The organism is Streptomyces sp. NPDC002309 (genome assembly GCF_053593375.1).
Map to the genome: position 1 here is coordinate 272127 of NZ_JBSFCI010000003.1, position 19553 is coordinate 291679.

20 protein-coding genes, 2 tRNA genes and 1 pseudogene are annotated in these 19553 nt (G+C 69.4%); 14 read left to right on the forward strand and 9 right to left on the reverse strand.

Annotation, left to right across the window (positions count from 1 at the left end):
* Window positions 1-16 precede the first annotated feature (16 nt).
* From ACWCPM_RS04260 to ACWCPM_RS04270, 3 genes and pseudogenes are all read left to right on the forward strand, one after another.
* The gene (locus tag ACWCPM_RS04260) at window positions 17-829 is read left to right on the forward strand and encodes a DUF3566 domain-containing protein (protein WP_450974598.1); all 813 of its coding nucleotides are present in this window, start codon (window positions 17-19) and stop codon (window positions 827-829) included.
* Window positions 830-929: 100 nt separating this feature from the next.
* Window positions 930-1006, forward strand: a tRNA-Ile gene (locus ACWCPM_RS04265).
* Window positions 1007-1169: 163 nt separating this feature from the next.
* Window positions 1170-1254, forward strand: a pseudogene (locus ACWCPM_RS04270) (HGxxPAAW family protein); the annotation flags it as partial.
* An 89-nt stretch (window positions 1255-1343) separates the two neighbouring features.
* Here ACWCPM_RS04270 and ACWCPM_RS04275 read toward each other — a convergent pair.
* Complete coding sequence (locus tag ACWCPM_RS04275) at window positions 1344-2276, reverse strand: hypothetical protein (protein WP_450974599.1); 933 nt, start codon at window positions 2274-2276, stop codon at window positions 1344-1346.
* A gap of 413 nt (window positions 2277-2689) precedes the next feature.
* Window positions 2690-3076: a DUF6344 domain-containing protein gene (locus tag ACWCPM_RS04280; RefSeq protein WP_450974600.1), complete on the reverse strand. Its 387-nt coding sequence runs from the start codon at window positions 3074-3076 to the stop codon at window positions 2690-2692.
* Between the two features lie 372 nt (window positions 3077-3448).
* Here ACWCPM_RS04280 and ACWCPM_RS04285 point away from each other — a divergent pair, with 372 nt between their 5' ends.
* Together ACWCPM_RS04285 and ACWCPM_RS04290 are read left to right on the forward strand one after the other, a co-directional pair.
* Window positions 3449-3577 carry a DLW-39 family protein gene (locus tag ACWCPM_RS04285; RefSeq protein WP_003999697.1) on the forward strand — a complete coding sequence of 43 codons (129 nt, stop codon included), beginning with the start codon at window positions 3449-3451 and terminating at the stop codon, window positions 3575-3577.
* Between the two features lie 444 nt (window positions 3578-4021).
* Complete coding sequence (locus tag ACWCPM_RS04290) at window positions 4022-5260, forward strand: hypothetical protein (protein ID WP_450974601.1); 1239 nt, start codon at window positions 4022-4024, stop codon at window positions 5258-5260.
* Between the two features lie 30 nt (window positions 5261-5290).
* On the opposite strand, the gene ACWCPM_RS04295 is transcribed toward ACWCPM_RS04290, so the two are convergent.
* Window positions 5291-7135: a protein kinase domain-containing protein gene (locus ACWCPM_RS04295; protein WP_450974602.1), complete on the reverse strand. Its 1845-nt coding sequence runs from the start codon at window positions 7133-7135 to the stop codon at window positions 5291-5293.
* Between the two features lie 186 nt (window positions 7136-7321).
* The gene (locus ACWCPM_RS04300; RefSeq protein ID WP_450974603.1) at window positions 7322-7870 is read right to left on the reverse strand and encodes a helix-turn-helix domain-containing protein; all 549 of its coding nucleotides are present in this window, start codon (window positions 7868-7870) and stop codon (window positions 7322-7324) included.
* A 183-nt stretch (window positions 7871-8053) separates the two neighbouring features.
* Between ACWCPM_RS04300 and ACWCPM_RS04305 the strand changes: the two genes are divergently transcribed.
* Window positions 8054-8126: transfer RNA gene (locus tag ACWCPM_RS04305), tRNA-Ala, on the forward strand.
* A 208-nt stretch (window positions 8127-8334) separates the two neighbouring features.
* Here the strand turns inward: ACWCPM_RS04305 and ACWCPM_RS04310 are convergent.
* On the reverse strand, window positions 8335-9048 hold the full coding sequence (locus ACWCPM_RS04310) for a DUF5324 family protein (protein WP_450974604.1): 714 nt from the start codon (window positions 9046-9048) through the stop codon (window positions 8335-8337).
* Between the two features lie 320 nt (window positions 9049-9368).
* On the opposite strand from ACWCPM_RS04310, the gene ACWCPM_RS04315 reads away from it, so the two are divergent.
* Both ACWCPM_RS04315 and ACWCPM_RS04320 read left to right on the forward strand, forming a co-directional pair.
* Window positions 9369-9902 carry a peptidylprolyl isomerase gene (locus ACWCPM_RS04315; protein WP_450974605.1) on the forward strand — a complete coding sequence of 178 codons (534 nt, stop codon included), beginning with the start codon at window positions 9369-9371 and terminating at the stop codon, window positions 9900-9902.
* 262 nt (window positions 9903-10164) lie between these two features.
* Window positions 10165-11049, forward strand: coding sequence for a rhomboid family intramembrane serine protease (locus ACWCPM_RS04320; RefSeq protein ID WP_450974606.1), 885 nt, complete (start codon window positions 10165-10167; stop codon window positions 11047-11049).
* A 324-nt stretch (window positions 11050-11373) separates the two neighbouring features.
* Here ACWCPM_RS04320 and crgA read toward each other — a convergent pair whose 3' ends face one another.
* Window positions 11374-11628, reverse strand: coding sequence for a cell division protein CrgA (crgA, locus tag ACWCPM_RS04325; protein WP_381340266.1), 255 nt, complete (start codon window positions 11626-11628; stop codon window positions 11374-11376).
* Window positions 11629-11769: 141 nt separating this feature from the next.
* Between crgA and ACWCPM_RS04330 the strand changes: the two genes are divergently transcribed.
* From ACWCPM_RS04330 to ACWCPM_RS04355, 6 genes are read left to right on the forward strand one after another with little or no spacing between them, the layout of a single operon-like run.
* Complete coding sequence (locus ACWCPM_RS04330; protein WP_450974607.1) at window positions 11770-12549, forward strand: DUF881 domain-containing protein; 780 nt, start codon at window positions 11770-11772, stop codon at window positions 12547-12549.
* A 21-nt stretch (window positions 12550-12570) separates the two neighbouring features.
* Window positions 12571-13263 (forward strand): class E sortase, encoded by a 693-nt coding sequence (locus ACWCPM_RS04335; RefSeq protein WP_450974608.1) that lies wholly within the window; start codon window positions 12571-12573, stop codon window positions 13261-13263.
* A gap of 54 nt (window positions 13264-13317) precedes the next feature.
* Window positions 13318-13479, forward strand: a complete 162-nt coding sequence (locus ACWCPM_RS04340; RefSeq protein WP_450974609.1) for a hypothetical protein — start codon at window positions 13318-13320, stop codon at window positions 13477-13479.
* Complete coding sequence (locus tag ACWCPM_RS04345; RefSeq protein ID WP_450974610.1) at window positions 13476-14114, forward strand: aminodeoxychorismate/anthranilate synthase component II; 639 nt, start codon at window positions 13476-13478, stop codon at window positions 14112-14114. Before ACWCPM_RS04340 ends, ACWCPM_RS04345 begins: the two co-directional genes overlap by 4 nt.
* The gene (locus ACWCPM_RS04350) at window positions 14111-15478 is read left to right on the forward strand and encodes a class E sortase (RefSeq protein WP_450974611.1); all 1368 of its coding nucleotides are present in this window, start codon (window positions 14111-14113) and stop codon (window positions 15476-15478) included. Before ACWCPM_RS04345 ends, ACWCPM_RS04350 begins: the two co-directional genes overlap by 4 nt.
* 13 nt (window positions 15479-15491) lie before the next feature.
* Entirely contained in the window at window positions 15492-16244 is a 753-nt protein-coding gene (locus ACWCPM_RS04355; protein ID WP_450974612.1) for a class E sortase, read from the forward strand.
* Between the two features lie 96 nt (window positions 16245-16340).
* Here ACWCPM_RS04355 and ACWCPM_RS04360 read toward each other — a convergent pair whose 3' ends face one another.
* The 3 genes from ACWCPM_RS04360 to pknB form a co-directional block, all read right to left on the reverse strand.
* The gene (locus ACWCPM_RS04360) at window positions 16341-16463 is read right to left on the reverse strand and encodes a hypothetical protein (protein ID WP_450974613.1); all 123 of its coding nucleotides are present in this window, start codon (window positions 16461-16463) and stop codon (window positions 16341-16343) included.
* Window positions 16430-16735, reverse strand: a complete 306-nt coding sequence (locus ACWCPM_RS04365) for a hypothetical protein (protein WP_450974614.1) — start codon at window positions 16733-16735, stop codon at window positions 16430-16432. The genes ACWCPM_RS04360 and ACWCPM_RS04365 overlap by 34 nt, the downstream gene beginning before the upstream one ends.
* Window positions 16736-17393: 658 nt before the next feature.
* Window positions 17394-19388, reverse strand: a complete 1995-nt coding sequence (gene pknB / locus ACWCPM_RS04370) for a Stk1 family PASTA domain-containing Ser/Thr kinase (protein ID WP_450974615.1) — start codon at window positions 19386-19388, stop codon at window positions 17394-17396.
* Window positions 19389-19553: the final 165 nt, after the last annotated feature.

Below are 19553 nucleotides of genomic sequence, written 5' to 3' on the forward strand. Positions count from 1 at the left end.
CGAGGAGTGAGTCAGCGTGAGCGGAGCCACGGGCGCCGGGTCGACCGGTATCCCGGCCGGTAGTTCGACCGGCGCGGAGACGGACGGCGGCGGCCGTGGCTCCGCCGCGCCAGCGGCGGACCCGCACACCACCCAGTTGCGGGCGATCAAGTCACCCGCCAAGGATGCTCAGAAGACCGCGACCTCAACCTCGCCCGACACTCATGGATCCCAGGGGGGAACTGTGACGGACACCCGTGGCCCGCATGCCCAGCACTACGCGGCTGGAGCGGGCCCGGCCGCTTCGGCGGGCGCCCAGCAGCCGGCGGGCGCTCAGCAGACGGCTTCCCCGCTGCCCGGCGAACGGCAGGCCGAGCAGCACGCCTCCGGGCCGTACCACCCGCCGCAGGCCTACCCGGCCGCGCCGGGCGCCGCGAACGCGGTACGCCGGCCGCGTACCGGCGCGCGCACCACGCCGCGGGTACGCAAGGCCCGGCTGCGGGTGGCCAAGGCCGACCCGTGGTCGGTGATGAAGGTCAGCTTCCTGCTCTCCATCGCGCTCGGCATCTGCACGATCGTGGCGTCGGCGGTGCTGTGGATGGTCATGGACGCGATGGGCGTCTTCTCCACGGTCGGCGGCACGATCTCCGAGGCGACCGGCTCGAACGAGTCGAACGGCTTCGACCTGCAGGCGTTCCTGTCGCTGCCCAACGTCCTGATGTTCACGGCGATCATCGCGGTCATCGACGTCGTCCTGGCCACGGCGCTGGCGACGCTCGGTGCGTTCATCTACAACCTCTCCGCGGGCTTCGTCGGCGGAGTGGAGCTGACGCTGGCCGAGGACGAGTGACGGTCCCCCAAACGTCCTGCGACTATCGATTTTGGGAGTGCCGCAGTCGTGCGCTAATCTTCAGGAGTCGGCGCGCGGGACACACCCCGCAGAGCGCGGCGGGGCTATAGCTCAGTTGGTTAGAGCGCATCCCTGATAAGGATGAGGCCACAGGTTCAAATCCTGTTAGCCCCACCAGCACGAAGACCCCCGGTCCCCTTGGGCCGGGGGTTTTTGGCGAACGGGGTCGGCGACGACACGGGGGAGGTCGCGGTCTCGGTGGGTGACGGCGAGCGTCGGTGGGTCGGGGCGTGGCATGTTCCGCTGAACCTCGCCGCCATGCATCTGAGCGGCGTGGTGCTGGGGCATGCGGGTCCGGGATACGGGCGCGCGTGCGGGGCATGCCGACTGCCTTGGATGCCGGTCGGCCGGGCGATGCCGTGAGCGGGCCTCACTGCCGTACGCGCTTCCTCTGCCCGCCGTCGGCCGGACCGAGTGATCCTTGCCTGACGGCCACCGCGGGCCCCTGAGGGCCTCAGTTGTTTCCTGCTGTCAGGCGTTCCACGCGTGCGGCAGCCGTCCTGGCCCGGCGTCGGGCCCCGCTCACACGGCGGTCGGCGAAGCGGGAGCGCTCGCCGGCCCGACGTTCGGCCGCAGCGGCCTGCCGCTGTTCCTCCTCCGCCCGCTCCAGCTCCTCGGCCAGGTCGCTGACGTGCTGTTTCAGCCGGGCGGTGTGATCTTTGGCGCTCTGCGCGCCGGCGGCGGCCACGCCCGCATCCTCCTCCGCGGCGCGGAGGTCGTGTTCCGCGGCTTCGGACTCGTCGCATGCCTTTCTCAGGCGTTCCCGTCGGGCCTCGTCCGCCGCGCGCTCGCGGCGGACGGTCGGCGGTGGTGCCTTTGACGGTGCGGTGGACGGTGGTGATGCCTTTGGCGGCGCCGTGGACGGTGGCGCCTCCGGCAGTGCGGTGGCGGGCCGTACGGCATGCTGTCCGACCGCCGGGAAGCCGACAGCGGCGTCGAGCGGCTTGACCAGCCTGCCCGCCGCCCACTGTCGGGCCGCCTCCGGGTCGGCGAGAACGGCCTGCAGGGTGTTCTCCACCTCCTGTTGCGCGTCCGGCGTGATCGGGCGGCCTGCCTGTGCGGCGAGTCGGCCGGCATGGCGGGACAGGGTGGCGACCAGGGCTCGTTGCCGACGGATGAGTTCGCGCAGGCGGGCGCCGTCCAGGTCGTGGTGGGCCTGGCGAAGGCCCTCCCCGAGCCGCAGAAGCGGTTCGACGTCGTCCGGATGTCGGCGGACCAGGAGGTTGCTGGCCCAGGCCGACAGGCTCGGGCGGCGCAGCTTGCCGATCTTCTCGGCGAGGGCGCGGTCCCCGGCCTTGCGGGCCGCGACCACGTGGGCGTCGCGGGCGGTCGTGAAGTTCTCCGGCCTCAGCCCGTACAACTCGTCGGCGACAGCGTCGAAGTCCACGGGTGCGCGCTCCTTTCCACGTGGGGGGCGGCGTGGGGCGGCGTAGGGAGCCGTCATGAGCGGGCGGTGTACCGATTTTCCCAGAGCGGGCCGCGGGAGGGCGGGCGCGTGCGTGCGTGGCTTGCGGGGGTTGTCGGGATCGGATCGCATGGGCTCGCGGGATCGCTCGGGCACGTTGCATCGCACAGGTTCGCTGGATTGCTCGCGCTCGCTGGTCTTGTGGGTGGGCAACACGTAGGCCCGGCCACTGTGAGGAGTGGCCGGGCCTCGGCTTGGACGCGGGGTACGCAAGTTCGCCGCGACGACAGGGTGAAGAGAGAGGGATGGAAGGGGTGGGAGAGACAGGTGGCTCAGGGGGAGACCGATGGAGCAGGAGGAGCAGGAGGAGCAGGGGGGAGGCAGGTGCGGCGTGCTCAGCGCTGGAGAGGCGTCGACGCGGGGCCGGCAGCGAGGGGCGTCTCCGCGTCGCAGTCGTCCGTCCACGCGGCGGTGGCGATGTCCGGGGCGTCGGCGGAAGCGGTCTGGTCGGTCTCGGCGAGGGGGTGGTTCCGGCAGCTCGGGGACTTTCCGTGAGCCTCGGCGCGGATCCGCTGTTTCATCGTGGGGGGCAGCGACCTGGCATGTACCCAGGCCCAGGGAGACACCGTCGGCACCGTGACGCTCGCGGCGCTGTTGCGAGCCGGCTCGGGCTGCGGTACGGCCGCAGCGGCGGAGGTGGTGACCAGTCCGAGCGCCGTGAAGAGCGCGAGGAAGGCGGTGACGAGGACGTTCCACAGTTTCATGACCGAGTTCCGGGCCATGGCCCCTCACTTTCGGGTTGGGCGATTTGCGTACTTTCCTCATGATGTGTATGGGGCTCGCGAAGTGTTGGACCGACGCCCGCGACGCGTGGATCTTCGGATGAACACCACTCGGATGGACGCAAGAGCCCAGAAAAGCACGGGATGAGGGAGGAATACGGCGAAGTAGGGGTGAATCTCACCTTCCGTGAGGAGGTGATCACCCTCGGATCGAGGAGGTGTCGACCATCGGGGCCCGGCTCTTGATGCTGCTTGTAATGCGTGATTCCGGTGGGAAGTTGGGGCGCCCACGCAGGTCACCGATCGGTATCGGCCGGTGTGTATAGTCGGGCGGCAGAGGTCCCCTACGTCAAGGAAAGACGAGGTCGCGCGGTGAAGAAGCTTCTCCTGGTCGCACTGGCCGCCATCGGCGGGCTCCTCGTGTACCGCCAGATCCAGGCGGATCGCGCCGAGCAGGATCTGTGGACGGAGGCGACTGACTCCGTGCCCACGGGTTCGTGAGTACCGACAACCGAATCTGAACAGACCCCGACCGCCACGCGGTCGGGGTTTTGCGTGTAGCGGGTGCTCGCCCAGAGGCCTGCGGGGCAGGATGTGCCAGGCACGGACGGTTCGAGGTCGGAACTTCCCGGGGGTGGGTTGCACGTGATCGGGCGGCGGTGTACCGCGTGGGGGCGTGCGGTGGCGGGGGCGCCGGCGCGAGTGCTGACGCTGGTGGGTGTGGTGCTGTTGGTGCCTGGGGTGCCTGGGGTGCCTGGGGTGCCTGGGGTGCCTGGGGTGCCTGGGGTGCCTGGGGTGCCTGGGGTGCCTGGGGTGCCTGGGGTGCCGGGACTGCTGTCGGGCTCCGGCTCCGGCTCCGGCTCGGTGGAGCTGGTGGGGGGCTTGGGGTCTTCCCGGCTGTCTCGTACGTCAGCTCTATCTGACCTGTCTCGGATCCCCGAGGTCGTGGTGGCTGCTGAGGCGACGCCGGGTGGAGCCTCCTTCGCCTTCGCGGAAGATGCTCGTCCCGTTTCCGCCGCTGCGGGTACCACCGACGCCGTACGCCTGGAGCCGGGCCACACCTACCGGAGCACGCTGCCGAGCAGCGGTGAGGCGTACTACCGCCTTGTACTCGACGCCACCTCGAACGCGTACGTCTCCGCCACCGCCGTACCCGAACCGGATGCCACCGTCTCCGCGATCGAGGGCGTCAAGGTCTCCGTGCAGGACGCCGACGGCCGGTCCTGCTCGTCAGAGACGACCACCTTCGGAGCTGCCAGCAGTCCGCATCCGATCGCTGCCGGGGCCTCGCGGGAGACCGGCGGAACCCGCTGCGAGGACGCGGGCACGTACTACGTGGTCGTCGAACGAACGGGTACGGCTGACGTGGCGCAGGCCGACTGGGAACTGGAGCTCACGGCGGTCCAGGAGCCCGGGCTGGCGCAGGCCGGAGCCACGGAGGCACCCGAGGACTGGGACTCCGCCACGCCCGCACCGCCCACGGACGAGCCCCGGGAGCGCCGTGGTGGCGCCGGATTCACGACGGCGGCCCCTGTCGGGCAGGGAGTCTGGACCGACGACGTCGCACCCGGGCAGACACTCTTCTATGAGGTCCCGGTCGACTGGGGCCGTCAGGTGTCCGCCACCGCCGAACTCGGTACGGCTGCCGGAGGTTCCGGCTACGCGAGCAGCGCACTGGACCTCTCCCTCTACAACCCCGTGCGCTCCTTCGTCGCGGACAGGAGCGTCGGCTACGACGGCAAGCAGCGGACGGCCACGCTCGCACCGCTTCCGCCGGTCGACCACGCCAACCGCCGCTCCTTCACCAGCCGCGTGAGCGGGATGCGCTTCGCGGGCTCCTATTACCTCGTCGTCCACCTCTCCGCGGACGTGGCCGAGAAGTTCGGCGACGGTCCGTTCGGGCTGACCTTGCGTGTGGGGGTGAAGGGGGACGCGCAGGACGGGCCCGGCTATGCGGGGGAGTCCGTACCTGAGGGACTGTTCGCCGTCCAGGGAGGGGCTTTTGGCGGCGGCTTGGGGGGCGCAGGTGGTGGTGTGGGAGAGGAACACGGTCGTGACGGGGTCATGACAGCTGTTGCCGTGGGTGGGATCGGCACGGGCAGCCTGATCCTCGTGGGGCTCGGTGTGTGGGTGGTGGCGGCGCGACGGGGGCCGGGGTCACCCGACAGTTCGGGCGGGCGATAGGAATGCCGGGGTCGCGCGTCCTGGATCCGCTCAGATGCGTGTGAGCGCCCAGAACCCGATCGCGTAGCAGACCAGCGCGAGCAGGAGCAGCGCGACCATCGCCGCTTTCGTGGGCGGTCCTGGGCGCCGGGCTGCGCGGCGGCCGGCGCGGCGGTGACCGGCGGGCGACCGTGAAAAGAGGGCCGCAGAGGTGGGGGCCGCAGAAGCGGGGTCTGCAGAGAACGGGGCCGCAGAGAAGGGAGCTGGGGTAGTAGGCGCCGCGGGAATTGGGGTCGCGGAAGACGGAACCTGCGGGTCTTGAGCGGTGTACGAAACAGTAGAGGCATCGGCGCGCTGCGGCGCAACCGTGGGGGCATGGAGGGGCGCCGAGGCGGGAGGGAGCGGCGCGTGCGACTGGGGGGAGGCGAAGGAAGGGTGCTGTGGGCGCGGGGGGAATGGGGGCTGAGGGTGGTGCTGGGGCTGTGGTGCGCTCTGCTGCCGGTAAGGCCGCTGCTGGTGCTGCTCCTGGCGCTCTGCGGGCGGCCGGTGAGTGGTGACCGTCGGCTGCGGTGGCGGCAGGTGGAAGCTGCCGGTGTCGGACATATCGGCCGGATGCGCGGGCGCCGCGTGCTGATGCCGGGGATCGAGGGGTACGTCCATCGCGCCGGGGCGAGCCGTGACCGAACCCGTCCCGGGCCATGGGTTCTCGAACTCCCGCGGGTTCCCCGCGTCGGACGGCAGCGCACCGCCCCTCGCCTGCGGCCCCTCGGGAGCCGTCGGACCGCTGCTCGCCCGCGCCGCCTCGGACCTTGCGGAAGCGCCTGTCGGATCCGAGCCCTCGGGCGAAGGACCTTCGCCTGTGCGTGCCACCTCCGGCGGTACGGAACCGCCGCCCGGACCGGCGCCCTCGGCGGGGAGCCCACCGTCGCCCCGACTCCGGCCCTCGGCCGAGAGTCCACCGCTTGCCTCTCGCGAGCCCTCGGCCGGACCCTGCACGCGGGTCGCGTGTTGGGGTGTGAGTGGACCGCCGGTCCCGAACCCCGGTGGCAGCGGCCCGACTTGGTCGAAGATCTCGATCTGCTCGTCGTCGGCCCCGGAGTCGGGCAGCAGCTCGGCCGCGGAGGCCAGCGCCTTCCGCGCCCCCGTGGCCGTGCGGAAGCGCGCCCCCGGATCGGGTTGCAACAGCGTGGCCACGACCTGCCACAGAGGTCCCGGAATTCCGGTGGGCGCACCCGGCGTCCCGTGCTCGACGAAGTACTGGACGAGCGCCTTGGCGTCCGGCTTGGCGCCCTCCAGCAAGTACAGCGCCACCAACCCCACGGCGAACAGGTCGGACGGGAAGTCAGGTTCCACGCCTGTCATCTGCTCGGGTGCGAGATACCCGGGCGTGCCCACGACGAGGTTTGTCTCGGTCAGCCGCGGTTCACCCAGCCGCATGGCTATCCCGAAGTCGGACAGCCGCAGCCGCGGCCGACCGGTTCCGGTGGCTTCCAGCAAGATGTTGGCGGGCTTGATGTCACGGTGCACGACACCTTCCGAGTGGACCGCGGCCAGGCCCGACAGCAGTTGGTCGAGGAGCGTGCACACGAAGGACGGCGGCAGGGGACCGTAGTCCCCGACGACATGGACCAGCGACCCGCCGGCGACCAGGTCCATGGTGAACAGGACCTTGTCGTCGTCGGCGGCCCAACTGGCCGGCGCCAGGACATGGGGGTGGTCGATTCGCAGTGCCTGTTCGCGGACGAAGCGCAGCAGGGAGTGCGCGTCTCGCTGCTGCAGCACCTTGGCGGCCACATAACGGCGGCGACGGTGGTCCCAGGCGCGCCATACGGCGCCCACTCCTCCGCGTCCGATCGGGTCGACCAACTCGTAACGGCCGGCGAAGATCTCACCCATCGCTGTGCGCCGCTCCTCCCCCTGCGGTCCCGTTCAGCCCCGGTTCCGTCCAGGGCTCCCCCGTTGTGCCCTTCGGCGAAGAGGAGACCCCCTCGCTGACCGTGCGCCGCACCCCCTACGGCACACCCGTCACAGGGGGCGCCGCACCCCCAGGCGGCGCACCCCTCGCCATGACCGGTCCCAGGCTCAGCTCTGGTGTGACTGGTAGTGCGCCACGGCGTCCGAAGTGCGGCCCGCGCCGTACACCCGGAGGAACTCTGCCAGCTCCGGGTGGCTCGGGGCGAGGGTGTCCGCGGCATCGATGATGTCGCCCGCGGCGGCCACGGACCGCAGCAGGGACTGGATCTCACGAACCACCCGCTTGACCGTCGGCGCTCCCGAACTGTTCGTCGTCTGCGTGGTGTTGCTGAGCACCGAGCCCCCCTGGGACTTCTTGATCTCGTCCATCCGGTCGGTGGCCTCGGCCGCACTCACGCTGCCGTCCGCCACCTGGGCGGCCAGATCCTGGAGCAGCTGCACCCGCTGGACCACCGCAGGATTGCCGATCTTCGCCCGCTGACCGCTCATCAGCTGGGACAGCATCGGTGCGGACAGTCCCAGCACCCCCGCGAGACGAGCCTGGTTGAGACCAAGATCGTCGATGAGCTTACGGAAGAGCGCCCCCAGCGGCTCCCCGTACCAGTTCCGCTGCAGTTCCCGCGCTCTCGCGGTCGCTTCCTGCTGTGCGGCGTCCATTGCGTCTCCCCATCGCTTCCCCAAAAACGGCGGTTCGCTGTCGCGAACCACGCCGAGCATCTTACGGAGAGTGGTCGTTCACGGGGACCCCCCAATCTTTTTGCGAGATACCCCGGGTGACCCGCTACTCTGGTCTCCGGCACCAGCCGGTACGCGGTACTTCCGGCGGCTGTCTCTCTTCTCGGGGCCTTAGCTCAGTTGGTAGAGCGCTGTCTTTGCATGGCAGATGTCAGGGGTTCGACTCCCCTAGGCTCCACGGTGACAAGACCCCCTCTGAACTGCGAAAACGCAGATCGGAGGGGGTCTTTTGCTGCTACTGGCGAGCACGTGCCGGGCGCCAGTGGCGGCAGGCGGAGTCGACGGTGCTCCTGCGTTGGTGCGGCCAGGGCGTTTCACGTGAAACATGACCGTGGGGCGGGCGACCGTTCGGTCACCCGCCCCACAGTGCTTCTGGCGATCTCGGCTCAGCCGCGGTCGTCGCGGTGCGCGGCCTCGTTCTCGGCCTGCTTGGCCTGTACCTCGGGGTCGAGGATGGACTGACCGCTGCCGTCCACCGATGTGAGCCTCCCGGATTCGGGGACCTCGGTCGCGGCGGGGGGCTCGACCAGCCAGTCGGGATTGGCCTGCTTGTCCCACCACTTCCAAGCGGCGAAAGCACCGCCCGCGAGGACGCCGATCACAGCCAACACCTTCACGGCCCGGCCGGTCCTGGCCCGGCGCTCGTGCTTGCGGACGAGCTTCTGGATCTCTTTCGGCGAGACCTGGCCGCGCAGCGCGGCCAGCGCGGCGGTACCCCGGGCCGCGGCCTCGTCCTTGACGGGTCCTGCCGCGGCCACTGCCTGCTCGATCCTCGGCAGGGAGTAGTCGGCGGCCTGGCGCGCGGCCTCCCGGGCGCGGGCGGCGGCTTCATGGGCGGCGTGGTCGACCTTCGGCGGCACATGTGTGCGGACCTGGTAGCGAGCCTGCTCCAGGTGCGGCGCGAGATGCGACGCGTACTGGAGGCGGGCCTGCCCGGCGGCCTGCGACACCTTGGGCGCCAGCCGTACGCGTGCCTCGTGTGCGTAGTACGAGGCACGGTCCTTGGCCGTGTCGGCGTAGGGCGCCACCACTTCCGCGGCGTGCAGCACGCTGTCCTTCGCCGAGCCGGTCGCGGCGCGCACGCTGTCGATGCGGGTCACGGGTTTTCCTCCTCCTCGGTGGCGTACGGTATTTCGACTTTCCACCCTTTTACGGATCATGCATGTCGGAGAGTGAAGCGGCATGCGAGGGCGGGCATCCGGGTCACGATCGCAGTGCGATAGCGGATGAATAAGGGGCAACACGAGCTTGTCGTCGACAATGCCACGGATCGGTGCCTGACGCCCGTGTCCCGGAACGACTCGACCGGAATTCCGCAAGCGAAACGCCCGGATACCCGGCTCAGGGAGGCCGTCGGGCGACGCCGGGCGTGGACCGTGCGAGGATCGTGGAGTCACAGGAAGACAACGGAAGGCAGATCGTGGCTGAGCAGCTTTACGCCACCCTGAAGACCAACCACGGCGACATCGCGGTTCGGCTGTTCCCGAACCAGGCGCCGAACACGGTCAAGAACTTTGTCGAGCTCGCCCAGGGCGAGCGGGAGTGGACCCACCCCGCCACGGGTGAGAAGTCCACGGACAGGCTGTACGACGGCACGGTCTTCCACCGGGTCATCAGCGGCTTCATGATCCAGGGCGGTGACCCGCTGGGCAACGGCACGGGCGGCCCGGGTTACCAGTTCGGGGACGAGTTCCACCCGGACCTGCAGTTCGACAGGCCGTACCTGCTGGCCATGGCGAACGCCGGCCCGGGCACCAACGGCTCGCAGTTCTTCATCACCGTCTCCCCGACGGCATGGCTGAACCGCAAGCACAGCATCTTCGGCGAGGTCACCGACGCGGCCAGCCAGAAGGTCGTGGACTCCATCGTGGGCACCCAGACCAACCCGCGTACCGACCGTCCGCTCAACGACGTCGTCATCGAGTCGGTCGTCGTCGAGACCCGCAAGGCCTGAGTCCCGCGAGACCCGCGACGCCGGTTCCGCGAGGCGCGCGAGGTCTGAGCTTCACGAACCCGCGTCCCGCGGGGCATCGCGAAGCGTGAGGGCCGCGAGGTCCCGCGAGGCACGCGAGATCCACGCACCGGCCCGGTCCCCCAGCGCCGAGGTACGGCCCCGTTCGAGAGGCCCGAGGCCTCCCGGTGGGGGAACCAAACGCCCCGCTCGTCCGTAAAAGATGAGCGGGGCGTTGCAGTGCCACGACGACTTAGGGGAGCTCATGGACCAGGCGCAGGGCAGTCAGCCGGACGCGCAGAGCCCGCCTGTCTGCTATCGCCACCCCGGTCGCGAGACCGGTGTGCGCTGCACGCGCTGTGAGCGTCCGATATGCCCCGAGTGCATGGTCAACGCCTCGGTCGGCTTCCAGTGCCCCGAGTGCGTGCGCGACGCCACCGGCACCGGCCACGCGCCGGGCGCCTCCCGCCCCCGCACCCTCGCGGGCGGCACCGTCGCCGCCGACCCCCGGCTGCTCACCAAGATCCTCATCGGGATCAACCTCGCGGTGTTCCTCCTGGTCCAGGCCCGCCCGTCGGTGCTGAGCGACCTGGTGCTGATCGCCGAGTGGCCGCCTGCGCCCTGGGGCCCGACGGAGGGCGTGGTCGAGGGTGAGTGGTACCGCCTGGTCACCTCGATGTTCACACACGAGGCGATCTGGCACATCGCGTTCAACATGCTCAGCCTCTGGTGGCTCGGCGGCCCCCTGGAAGCGGCCCTCGGCCGGGCCCGCTACCTCGCGCTGTACCTGATCTCAGGCCTCGCGGGCAGCGCCCTGACCTTGTTGCTGGCGGCCCCCACGACCGCCTCGCTCGGGGCCTCCGGCGCCGTCTTCGGGCTCTTCGGCGCGACGGCGGTCCTGATGCGCCGGCTCAACTACGATCTGCGGCCCGTCCTCGCCCTGCTGGCGATCAACCTGATCTTCACGTTCACGGTGGGTGGCATCGCCTGGGAGGCGCACATCGGCGGCCTCGTCGGCGGTCTGGTGATCGGCTACGCGATGGTGCACGCCCCGCGTGAGCGCCGGGCCCTGGTGCAGTACGGCGTCTGTGCGCTGATGCTGGCCGTGGTGGTCGCCGTGACGCTGCTGCGGACGGCTCAGCTCACTTGAGCCCGAGGGTTATCCACTGAGCTGCTCAGTTGTCCACAGCGTGTGGCGGATCTTGTGCACACAGTGCGGGAACGCATGTGCCCCCTGTCGCTGACCAGTGTTTCCGCTGGTCAGGCAGGGGGCGAACGAGCATTCGATGGATCGTGCGACGGTCGTACCGGCGTCAACGTCCGAGGGGTTATCCACAGATCTTCGTCTTTTCCCCAGGTCGGGTGTGGAAATTCAACCGGCTGTGGATAACTCAGCGGATAGCCCTGGGCAGAGCTCCGTTCACCGCCCGGTGGCCCGTCCTTTCACGGACCACGGCCACCGGGCGGAGACGGGCTACTTCCACTGCGTGGAGACGCCGAACCCGGCGGCGATGAAGCCGAAGCCGACCACGATGTTCCAGTTGCCGAGCGACTCGACGGGAAGCGAACTGTTGGTCACATAGAAGACGACGATCCAGGCCAGACCGATGAGGAACAGGGCGAGCATGACCGGTGCGACCCACGCGCGGTTCGTCAGCTTGATGCTGGTCGCCTGCTTCGAGGGCGGCGGCGTGTAGTCGGCCTTCTTGCGGATACGTGACTTCGGCACGAGGGTCTCTCCTGTCGATGCGCTGCGTGGCCGCGCAGGGAACTGGGTCGGGCTCGGGGCAGCGTACAAGGGGACTCCGAGCGCTCCCCCGGGCGTCCGTTAGCGTAGTGCTTCCGTGGCGCCGAAGGAGATAAGGGTACGTTGAGCAATTCTGCCGACTCCCCCGGGACGGGATCCAGTACGGGGCGCCGATGGGCTTTCCGGCCCGTGCGGCTGCTCACGGTGGCCGTCTTCGCTCTCGCGGGGCTCATTTTCTTCACCAGCTTCCACACGGCCAAGGGCACCAACATCCGCACGGACACGTCCCTGCTGAGGCTCTCGGACCTGATCCACGAGCGCAGCCGCAGCAACGGCGAGCTGGGCGAGGCCAACGCGGCGCTGCGCGAGGACGTGGAGTCCCTGGCGGACCGCGGCGACGGCAGCACCAAGGCGGAGGACGACAAGCTCGCCGCCCTGGAGAAGCAGGCAGGGACCCACAAGCTCACCGGGGAGGCGATCTCGGTGACCCTGAACGACGCCCCGCCGAACGCCACCGCCAAGCTACCCGGCTATCCCGAGCCGCAGCCCGACTACCTGGTCATCCACCAGCAGGACCTCCAGGCCGTGGTGAACGCCCTGTGGGAGGGCGGCGCCAAGGGCATCAAGGTCATGGACCAGCGGCTGATCTCCACCAGCGCCGTGCGCTGCGTGGGCAACACGCTGATCCTCCAGGGCCGTGTCTACTCACCGCCGTACAAGATCACCGCGGTCGGCGACCCCGCGAAGCTCCAGCAGGCGCTCACCGCCTCGTCGGCGATCCAGAACTACATGGTGTACGTCAACGTGTACGGCCTCGGCTGGAAAGTGGAGGAGCACGGGACGGTGACTCTGCCGGGCTACTCGGGCACAGTGGATCTGCGGTACGCCCAGCCCATGGAGTGAGCGCCTTCCCAGGAGCCGCCGGTGCGCTTAGTCGTCAGGACCTTCAGCGAACTGTGCATCACCGTCGGCGCCGTGATCGTGCTGTTCGTCGTCCACGTGCTCTTCTGGACGGGCGTGAAGGCCGACGCCGTCATGGACGACGAGATCGACCGGCTCCAGCGGCAGTGGGCGCAGGGAGACGTCCGCCCGACGGAGGCGGCGGCTCCGGGCGCCCCCGCCGCGCCCCGGGAGCCGTCGGCGTACGAGAACGGCCGGGCTTTCGCGATCATGTACATCCCGCGGCTCGGTTTCACGTGGAACAAGCCCGTCCTCGAAGGGACCGGCACCGCGACCCTGAAGAAGGGCCTCGGTCACTACGCCGGCGCCGCGCGGCTGGGGCAGAAGGGCAACTTCGCCGTCGCCGGGCACCGGCGGACCTACGGGGACCCCTTCAAGGACTTCCCTCGGCTGCGGCCCGGTGACGCGGTGGTGCTGACGGACGGGACGACCTGGTTCACGTACCGGATCGACAAAGGGCCGTACAAGACCGTTCCGGCGGACATCGAGGTGATCGACCCGTTGCCACGTAAGTCGGGGTACACACGTGCGGGCCGCTATCTGACCCTCACGACCTGCGAACCGGAGTGGGGTCACAGTCACCGCCTGATCGTCTGGGCGCATCTGGATGCCACACAGCCTGTGGAGGCCGGGAAACCAGCAGCCCTGCGCCGTTAGTCTGGTGGTGTACGGCGTGGGTTTCTGGTGCCGTGGTGCGACGGAAGGGACGGCATGTACGGCTGGATCTGGCGGCATCTGCCGGGGAGCGCGTGGATCAAGGCGTTGATCTCACTGGTGCTGATCCTGGCCACGGTCTACGTCCTGTTCCAGTACGTCTTCCCCTGGGCCGAACCGCTGCTGCCCTTCAACGATGTGACGGTGGACAACCAGTGAGCGCGCGCATTCTCGTCGTCGACAACTACGACAGCTTCGTCTTCAACCTGGTCCAGTACCTGTACCAGCTCGGCGCCGAGTGCGAGGTCGTGCGCAACGACGAGGTCTCGACGGCGCACGCGGGCGACGGTTTCGACGGTGTGCTGCTGTCCCCCGGCCCCGGCACGCCCGAGCAGGCGGGGGTCTGCATCGACATGGTCCGGCACTGTGCCGCCACCGGCGTCCCTGTCTTCGGCGTCTGCCTCGGGATGCAGTCGATGCAGGTGGCGTACGGCGGTGTCGTGGACCGGGCGCCCGAGCTGCTGCACGGCAAGACCTCGCTGGTCGAGCACGAGGGCAAGGGCGTCTTCGCGGGACTGCCCACGCCCTTCACGGCGACCCGGTACCACTCGCTCGCCGCCGAGCCACCGACGGTGCCGGACGAGCTGGAGGTCACCGCGCGCACGCACGACGGCATCATCATGGGCCTGAGACACCGAGAACTCCCGGTCGAGGGCGTGCAGTTCCACCCCGAGTCGGTGCTGACCGAGCATGGTCACCGGATGCTGGCCAACTGGCTGACGGAATGCGGCGACCAGGGCGCGGTGGCGAGGTCGGCGGGGCTCGCCCCGGTGGTGGGCAGGGCCACGGCGTGACCGCGCTGCGCCCCGAGCGCGAGTCCGGCGCCGCGGCTTACGGCGACGCCGGCGACCAGGGCTTCTCGTACGGGCAGCAGCCGTACGAGGGGGCGGGCGCGTTCGGGGACTGGTACGGGCCGCAGCAGTACGGGTCGCAGCAGCACGGGGCACCGATGGGCGGTGTACCGGGCCAGGCATCGCCGGGCTTGCCATCGATGGGCCAGGCATCCCCAGGCCAGGCATCTGCAGGCCAAGCATCCCCAGGCCAGGCATCGATGGGTCGGACATCGCCGGGGCAGTCATCGAACGGCTGGGCATCGACTGGCGGAGTAACCGCTGGCGGGGCACCCGCTGGTGGGGCAGCGGTTGGCGGAGTGCCGGGGAGTCGGGCTCCGGCGGACGACGCGACCATGGCCCTGCGAATGCCGGAACCGCCGGGCGGAACCGCGGTGGCGGGCTCCGCGACGGGCCGGGGCAGGGCCGCACGAGCCACGGGCGTCACAGGAGCCGCAGGCGCCTCGACGGAGGCCGGGGCGACCGGAACCGCTTCGGGCGGCCGCGCGGCCCGCAGAAAGGCCGCCAAGCGCCGTCACGGGCGTCATGGCGCCCACACCGACCCGGCCGTCCGGTCCGGATCAACGGCGGAGGGTGGTGGGGGGAGCCGGCCGCTCTCCCGGGTCGAGGCCCGCCGTCTCGCGCGCGAGCGCAAACCCGGTGCCGCGGTGGTCGCCAGCCGGCTGATCGGCGAGGTGTTCATCAGCACCGGTGTGCTGATGCTGCTCTTCGTCACCTACCAGCTGTGGTGGACCAACGTCCGGGCGCAGGCGCAGGCCGGCAGCGAGGCCAGCCAGCTCCAGGACGACTGGGCGAACGGCAAGCGCAACCCCGGTGCCTTCCAGCCGGGGCAGGGCTTCGCGCTGCTCCACATCCCGAAGCTCGACGTGGTCGTGCCGATCGCCGAGGGCATCAACAGCGACAAGGTGCTGGACCGGGGCATGGTCGGTCACTACGCCGAGGGCGCGCTCAAGACGGCGATGCCCGACGACAAGACCGGCAACTTCGGGCTCGCGGGTCACCGCAACACGCACGGTGAGCCCTTCCGTTACATCAACAAGCTCCAGCCGGGCGATCCGATCGTCGTCGAGACCCAGGACAAGTACTTCGTCTACGACATGGCGTCGATCCTGCCGGTGACCCCGCCGAGCAACGTGAGCGTGCTCGAACCGGTGCCGCGGGGGTCGGGCTTCACCGCGCCCGGCCGCTACATCACCCTGACGACGTGCACGCCGGAGTTCACCAGCAAGTACCGGATGATCGTCTGGGGCAAGATGGTCGAGGAACGGCCGCGCAGCAAGGGCAAGCCGGATGCGCTCGTCAGTTAAGGGCAGATGACACGTGGCAGCGACCACCGATCGTGAAGAGCACACCGGCGCCTTCCCCGGAGCGCCCGAGCCACGGCGCCGCGGGCCCGGCGGGATCGCCATGGCGGTCAGCGTCCTCGGTGAACTCCTCATCACCGCGGGCCTCGTGCTCGGCCTCTTCGTCGTCTACTCGCTGTGGTGGACGAACGTCCTCGCCGACCGCAGGGCGCACCAGGACGGCGACCGGGTCCGCGACAACTGGGCCGCCTCGCAGCCCACCGGGCCCGGCCGGCTGGACACCAAGGACGGCATCGGTTTCCTGCATGTGCCGGGGATGAACAAGGACGAGATCCTGATCAAGAAGGGCACTTCGACGGATCTTCTCAACAACGGCGTCGCCGGCTACTACACCGATCCCGTCAAGGCGACCCTCCCCGGCAGCGGCAAGAACGGCAACTTCTCGCTCGCCGCCCACCGGGACGGTCACGGCGCCAAGTTCCACGACATCCACAAGCTCGAGAAGGGCGACCCGATCGTCTTCGAGACGAAGGACAAGTGGTACGTCTACAAGGTCTACGCCGTCCTTCCCGAGACGTCGAAGTACAACGTCAAGGTCCTCGACGCCATCCCCGAGGAGTCCGGGGCGAAGAAGGCCGGCAAGTACATCACCCTGACCACCTGCACCCCGGTCTTCACCAGCCGCTACCGGTACGTCGTCTGGGGCGAGCTGGAGCGCGTGGAGAAGGTGGACGGGGAGCGGACGGTGCCGGAGGAACTGCGCGGCTGACAGGCCTCCTTGGAGGAGGTTTGTCCCCTGGCATGGCGGAGGCCCCACGCCACAACTTGCTCTTGCGGCTTCGGGCCTCTTCACGTCATGCCACGCCTACTCGAGGATCTTCAGTGGTTCACCGGCGCTCCACTCCTCCAGTACGCCGCGGTGCACGACGGTGATGCCGGCCTCGGCGGCGATGCTCAGGGCCTCGGGAGTGAAGGGGCATGTCGCCACGTAGAGATGTGGCGCTCGAAGGTGCGGCCGTTCATGGCGCCCATGGCGGCCATGACTCCGACGGTGGGGCGGTCGTCCCGTACTCCTTCGAGCCGTTTCAGTCGGGTGTGGTGCTGGTGGAGGCGCTGTTCGATGCGCTGGACGCCGGCGCGGAGCGCGATCAGCTCGCTGCGGTGCTCGCCCGACGTCTCGATCAGCGCGTTGAACATCGGCACGACCGTCTTGCCGAGGATGTGGGTGATGCGCTGGTCGATGCGGTCGTCCAGGGACACGACGTCTGTGGGGTCGGTGGGGGCCGGGTTTTCCACAGGGTGTGTGCGGGCCCGGTACTCCATGCGAGGAGGTACACACGTACCTGACGAGCGACTTCGCTCTCGCGGAGGAGCATGGCGACGTTGAGGACGGCTCGGCGGGGAAACAGCGCGAGGGACCCTGTGCGCGACTGAATCCCACTGAGGTCCTTGAAGGACCTCAGTGGGTCGCCCGTCAGGAGTCGGTAGCCGTTGGCCTCAAGTTCTGTTCGGTGATCCTTGACGAGTGACTTGATGGCTTCGAGCCCCACCTCGAAATACGCCGCCACCATCGCCGTCGTCACATGCATCCCGTCCGGAAGCAGCGACAGCGCTTTCACCCTGTCGAGCACGTCCGTTCGTTCCAGGACGCTGTCGCGCAGGGTCTTCGACTCCAGCAGCGCCGATTCGTCGATCACGTTCTGCCCTTTCGCTCAGGTGTGGCTCTCGGGCCGGGGCGGAGCTCTGACTCCCCACCCCAGCCGATCAACGAGTCGTGAAATGTGAAGACACGATCGAAATGCGTGCGGGTGTGCGGGTGTGGTGCTTCGTAGGGGTCGTCAGGCCACCTGTACCTATGACGGAGCCCCGGCCCCCTGAGAAGGGGGCCGGGGCTCCGTCATAGGTACGGCGGGAGCGGTCAGTCGCCGTCGTTGCCTCCGAAGAAGCCGCCGCCGTTGTTGCCTCCGTTGTTGCCGTTCAGGTTCACCGTGCGCAGGGTGATCGGCGTGGCGGCCGGGTTGTCGACCTCCTGGTCACCCGACGGGTTCTGCGAGGCGACGATCGCTGCGTCGCTCTGGTCGCTGCCGGGCTCGAACTGGATGTTGGTGAAGCCGGCCGCGTTCAGGATCTGCCTGGCGTCGGCCACGGACTTTCCGAAGACGTTCGGGACCTTGACCTTCTGCTGCGGCTGGCCGACCTTCAGGTTCACGTTCGAACCCTTGTCGACCGGCGTACCGGCAGTCGGTGTGATCTCGAAGACCTTGCCGATCTGGTTCGGGTCGGGGGTCGGCACGTCGTTGCAGGTGCCGGTGAGGCCGCTCTCCTCGAGCCGGCGCTTGGCGTCGTCGCAGGACTGGCCCAGGACGTCCGGGACGGTCGCCTTCTCCTGGGCCTTGGCGACCTCCAGGGTCACCGTGGAGCCCTTCTCCAGCTCCGTGCCGGGGTCGGGGTCCTGGCTCAGGACGGTGCCCTCCGGGGAGGAGGACTCGGTCGCCTCGGTCTCGACCTTGAAGCCCTTCTTCTCCAGCTGCCGTGTCGCGTCGTCGACGTTCTTGTCGATGACGTTCGGCAGGGCCACCTTCGGCGCGCCCGTGGAGACCACGAGGTTGACGACGGTGTTCTTGTCGACCTCCGTCTTGGGCTGCGGGTCCTGCGAGCAGATGGTGCCCTTCTTCTCCTCCTCGCAGGGCTGCGGTGTGACCGTTCCGACTTCCAGGTCGCTGTTGGTCAGCAACTTTCTGGCGTCGGCCTCGGTGTGCCCGACGAGGTTGGGGACCGGCACCTTGCTGTTGCCCACGCCTCCGTCCCCGCCGAAAGCCAGGCGCCCGATGAGGATCGCGCCGACCAGGACGAAGACCGCCGCGACGACCAGCAGGATCGTCGAGGTGTTGGACTTCTTCTGGCGACGCCGGTCGGGCCGGTCGTCGTAGCCGAAGCCGCCGTCGTCCGGGTTGGTCGGGGGCAGCAGGGTCGTCGCGCCGCCGTGGCCGTTGGAGTGCATGGCCGTCGTCGGCTGGTCGTCGGGGTAGCCGCCGTAGCCGACCGCGCCCATCGCCGCCGTGGCGCCGACGGGCTGGCCGTCGAGGCAGGCCTCGATGTCGGCGCGCATCTCGTCGGCGGACTGGTAGCGGTAGTTCGGGTCCTTGACCAGTGCCTTGAGGACGATCGCGTCCATATCCGGCGTGATCTCGGGGTCGTACACCGACGGAGGCTGCGCCTCCTCGCGGACGTGCTGGTACGCGACCGCGACGGGGGAGTCGCCGACGAAGGGCGGGCGGACCGTCAGCAGCTCGTACAGCAGGCAGCCCGTGGAGTAGAGGTCACTGCGCGCGTCGACCTGCTCGCCCTTGGCCTGCTCGGGCGAGAGGTACTGCGCGGTGCCGATCACGGCGGCCGTCTGCGTCATCGTCATGCCGGAGTCGCCCATGGCGCGGGCGATGCCGAAGTCCATGACCTTGACCTGGCCGTTGCGCGTCAGCATGACGTTGGCCGGCTTGATGTCGCGGTGGACGATGCCGCTGCGGTGGGCGTACTCCAGGCCCTGCAGGATGCCGATGGTCATTTCCATGGCGCGCTCGGGCAGCAGCTTGCGGCCGGAGTGCAGCAGCTCACGGAGCGTGGAGCCGTCGACGTACTCCATGACGATGTACGGGATCGAGACCCCGTCGATGTAGTCCTCGCCCGTGTCGTAGACCGCCACGATCGCGGGGTGGTTGAGCGAGGCGGCCGACTGGGCCTCCCGGCGGAAGCGGGCCTGGAACGACGGGTCGCGTGCGAGATCCGCGCGCAGCGTCTTCACCGCCACCTGGCGCCCCAGCCTGGTGTCATGCGCGTGGTAAACCTCCGCCATGCCACCACGGCCGAGCACCGGGCCCAGCTCGTACCGGCCGCCTAGGCGACGCGGCTCTTCCATAGCTACCTACCAGCCCTCTCCGTCGGTCCCGGCCGGCCTGTCGTGCGGCCGGAGACTGCCGTCCGGGCCTACCGTACCCGGCTCGCGTTGTATGACCTGGCCAAGCCCGTCAGCCGATACAGGACCGGTATCGCAACGTGCATCAATGTGCAGGCGACGTGACGG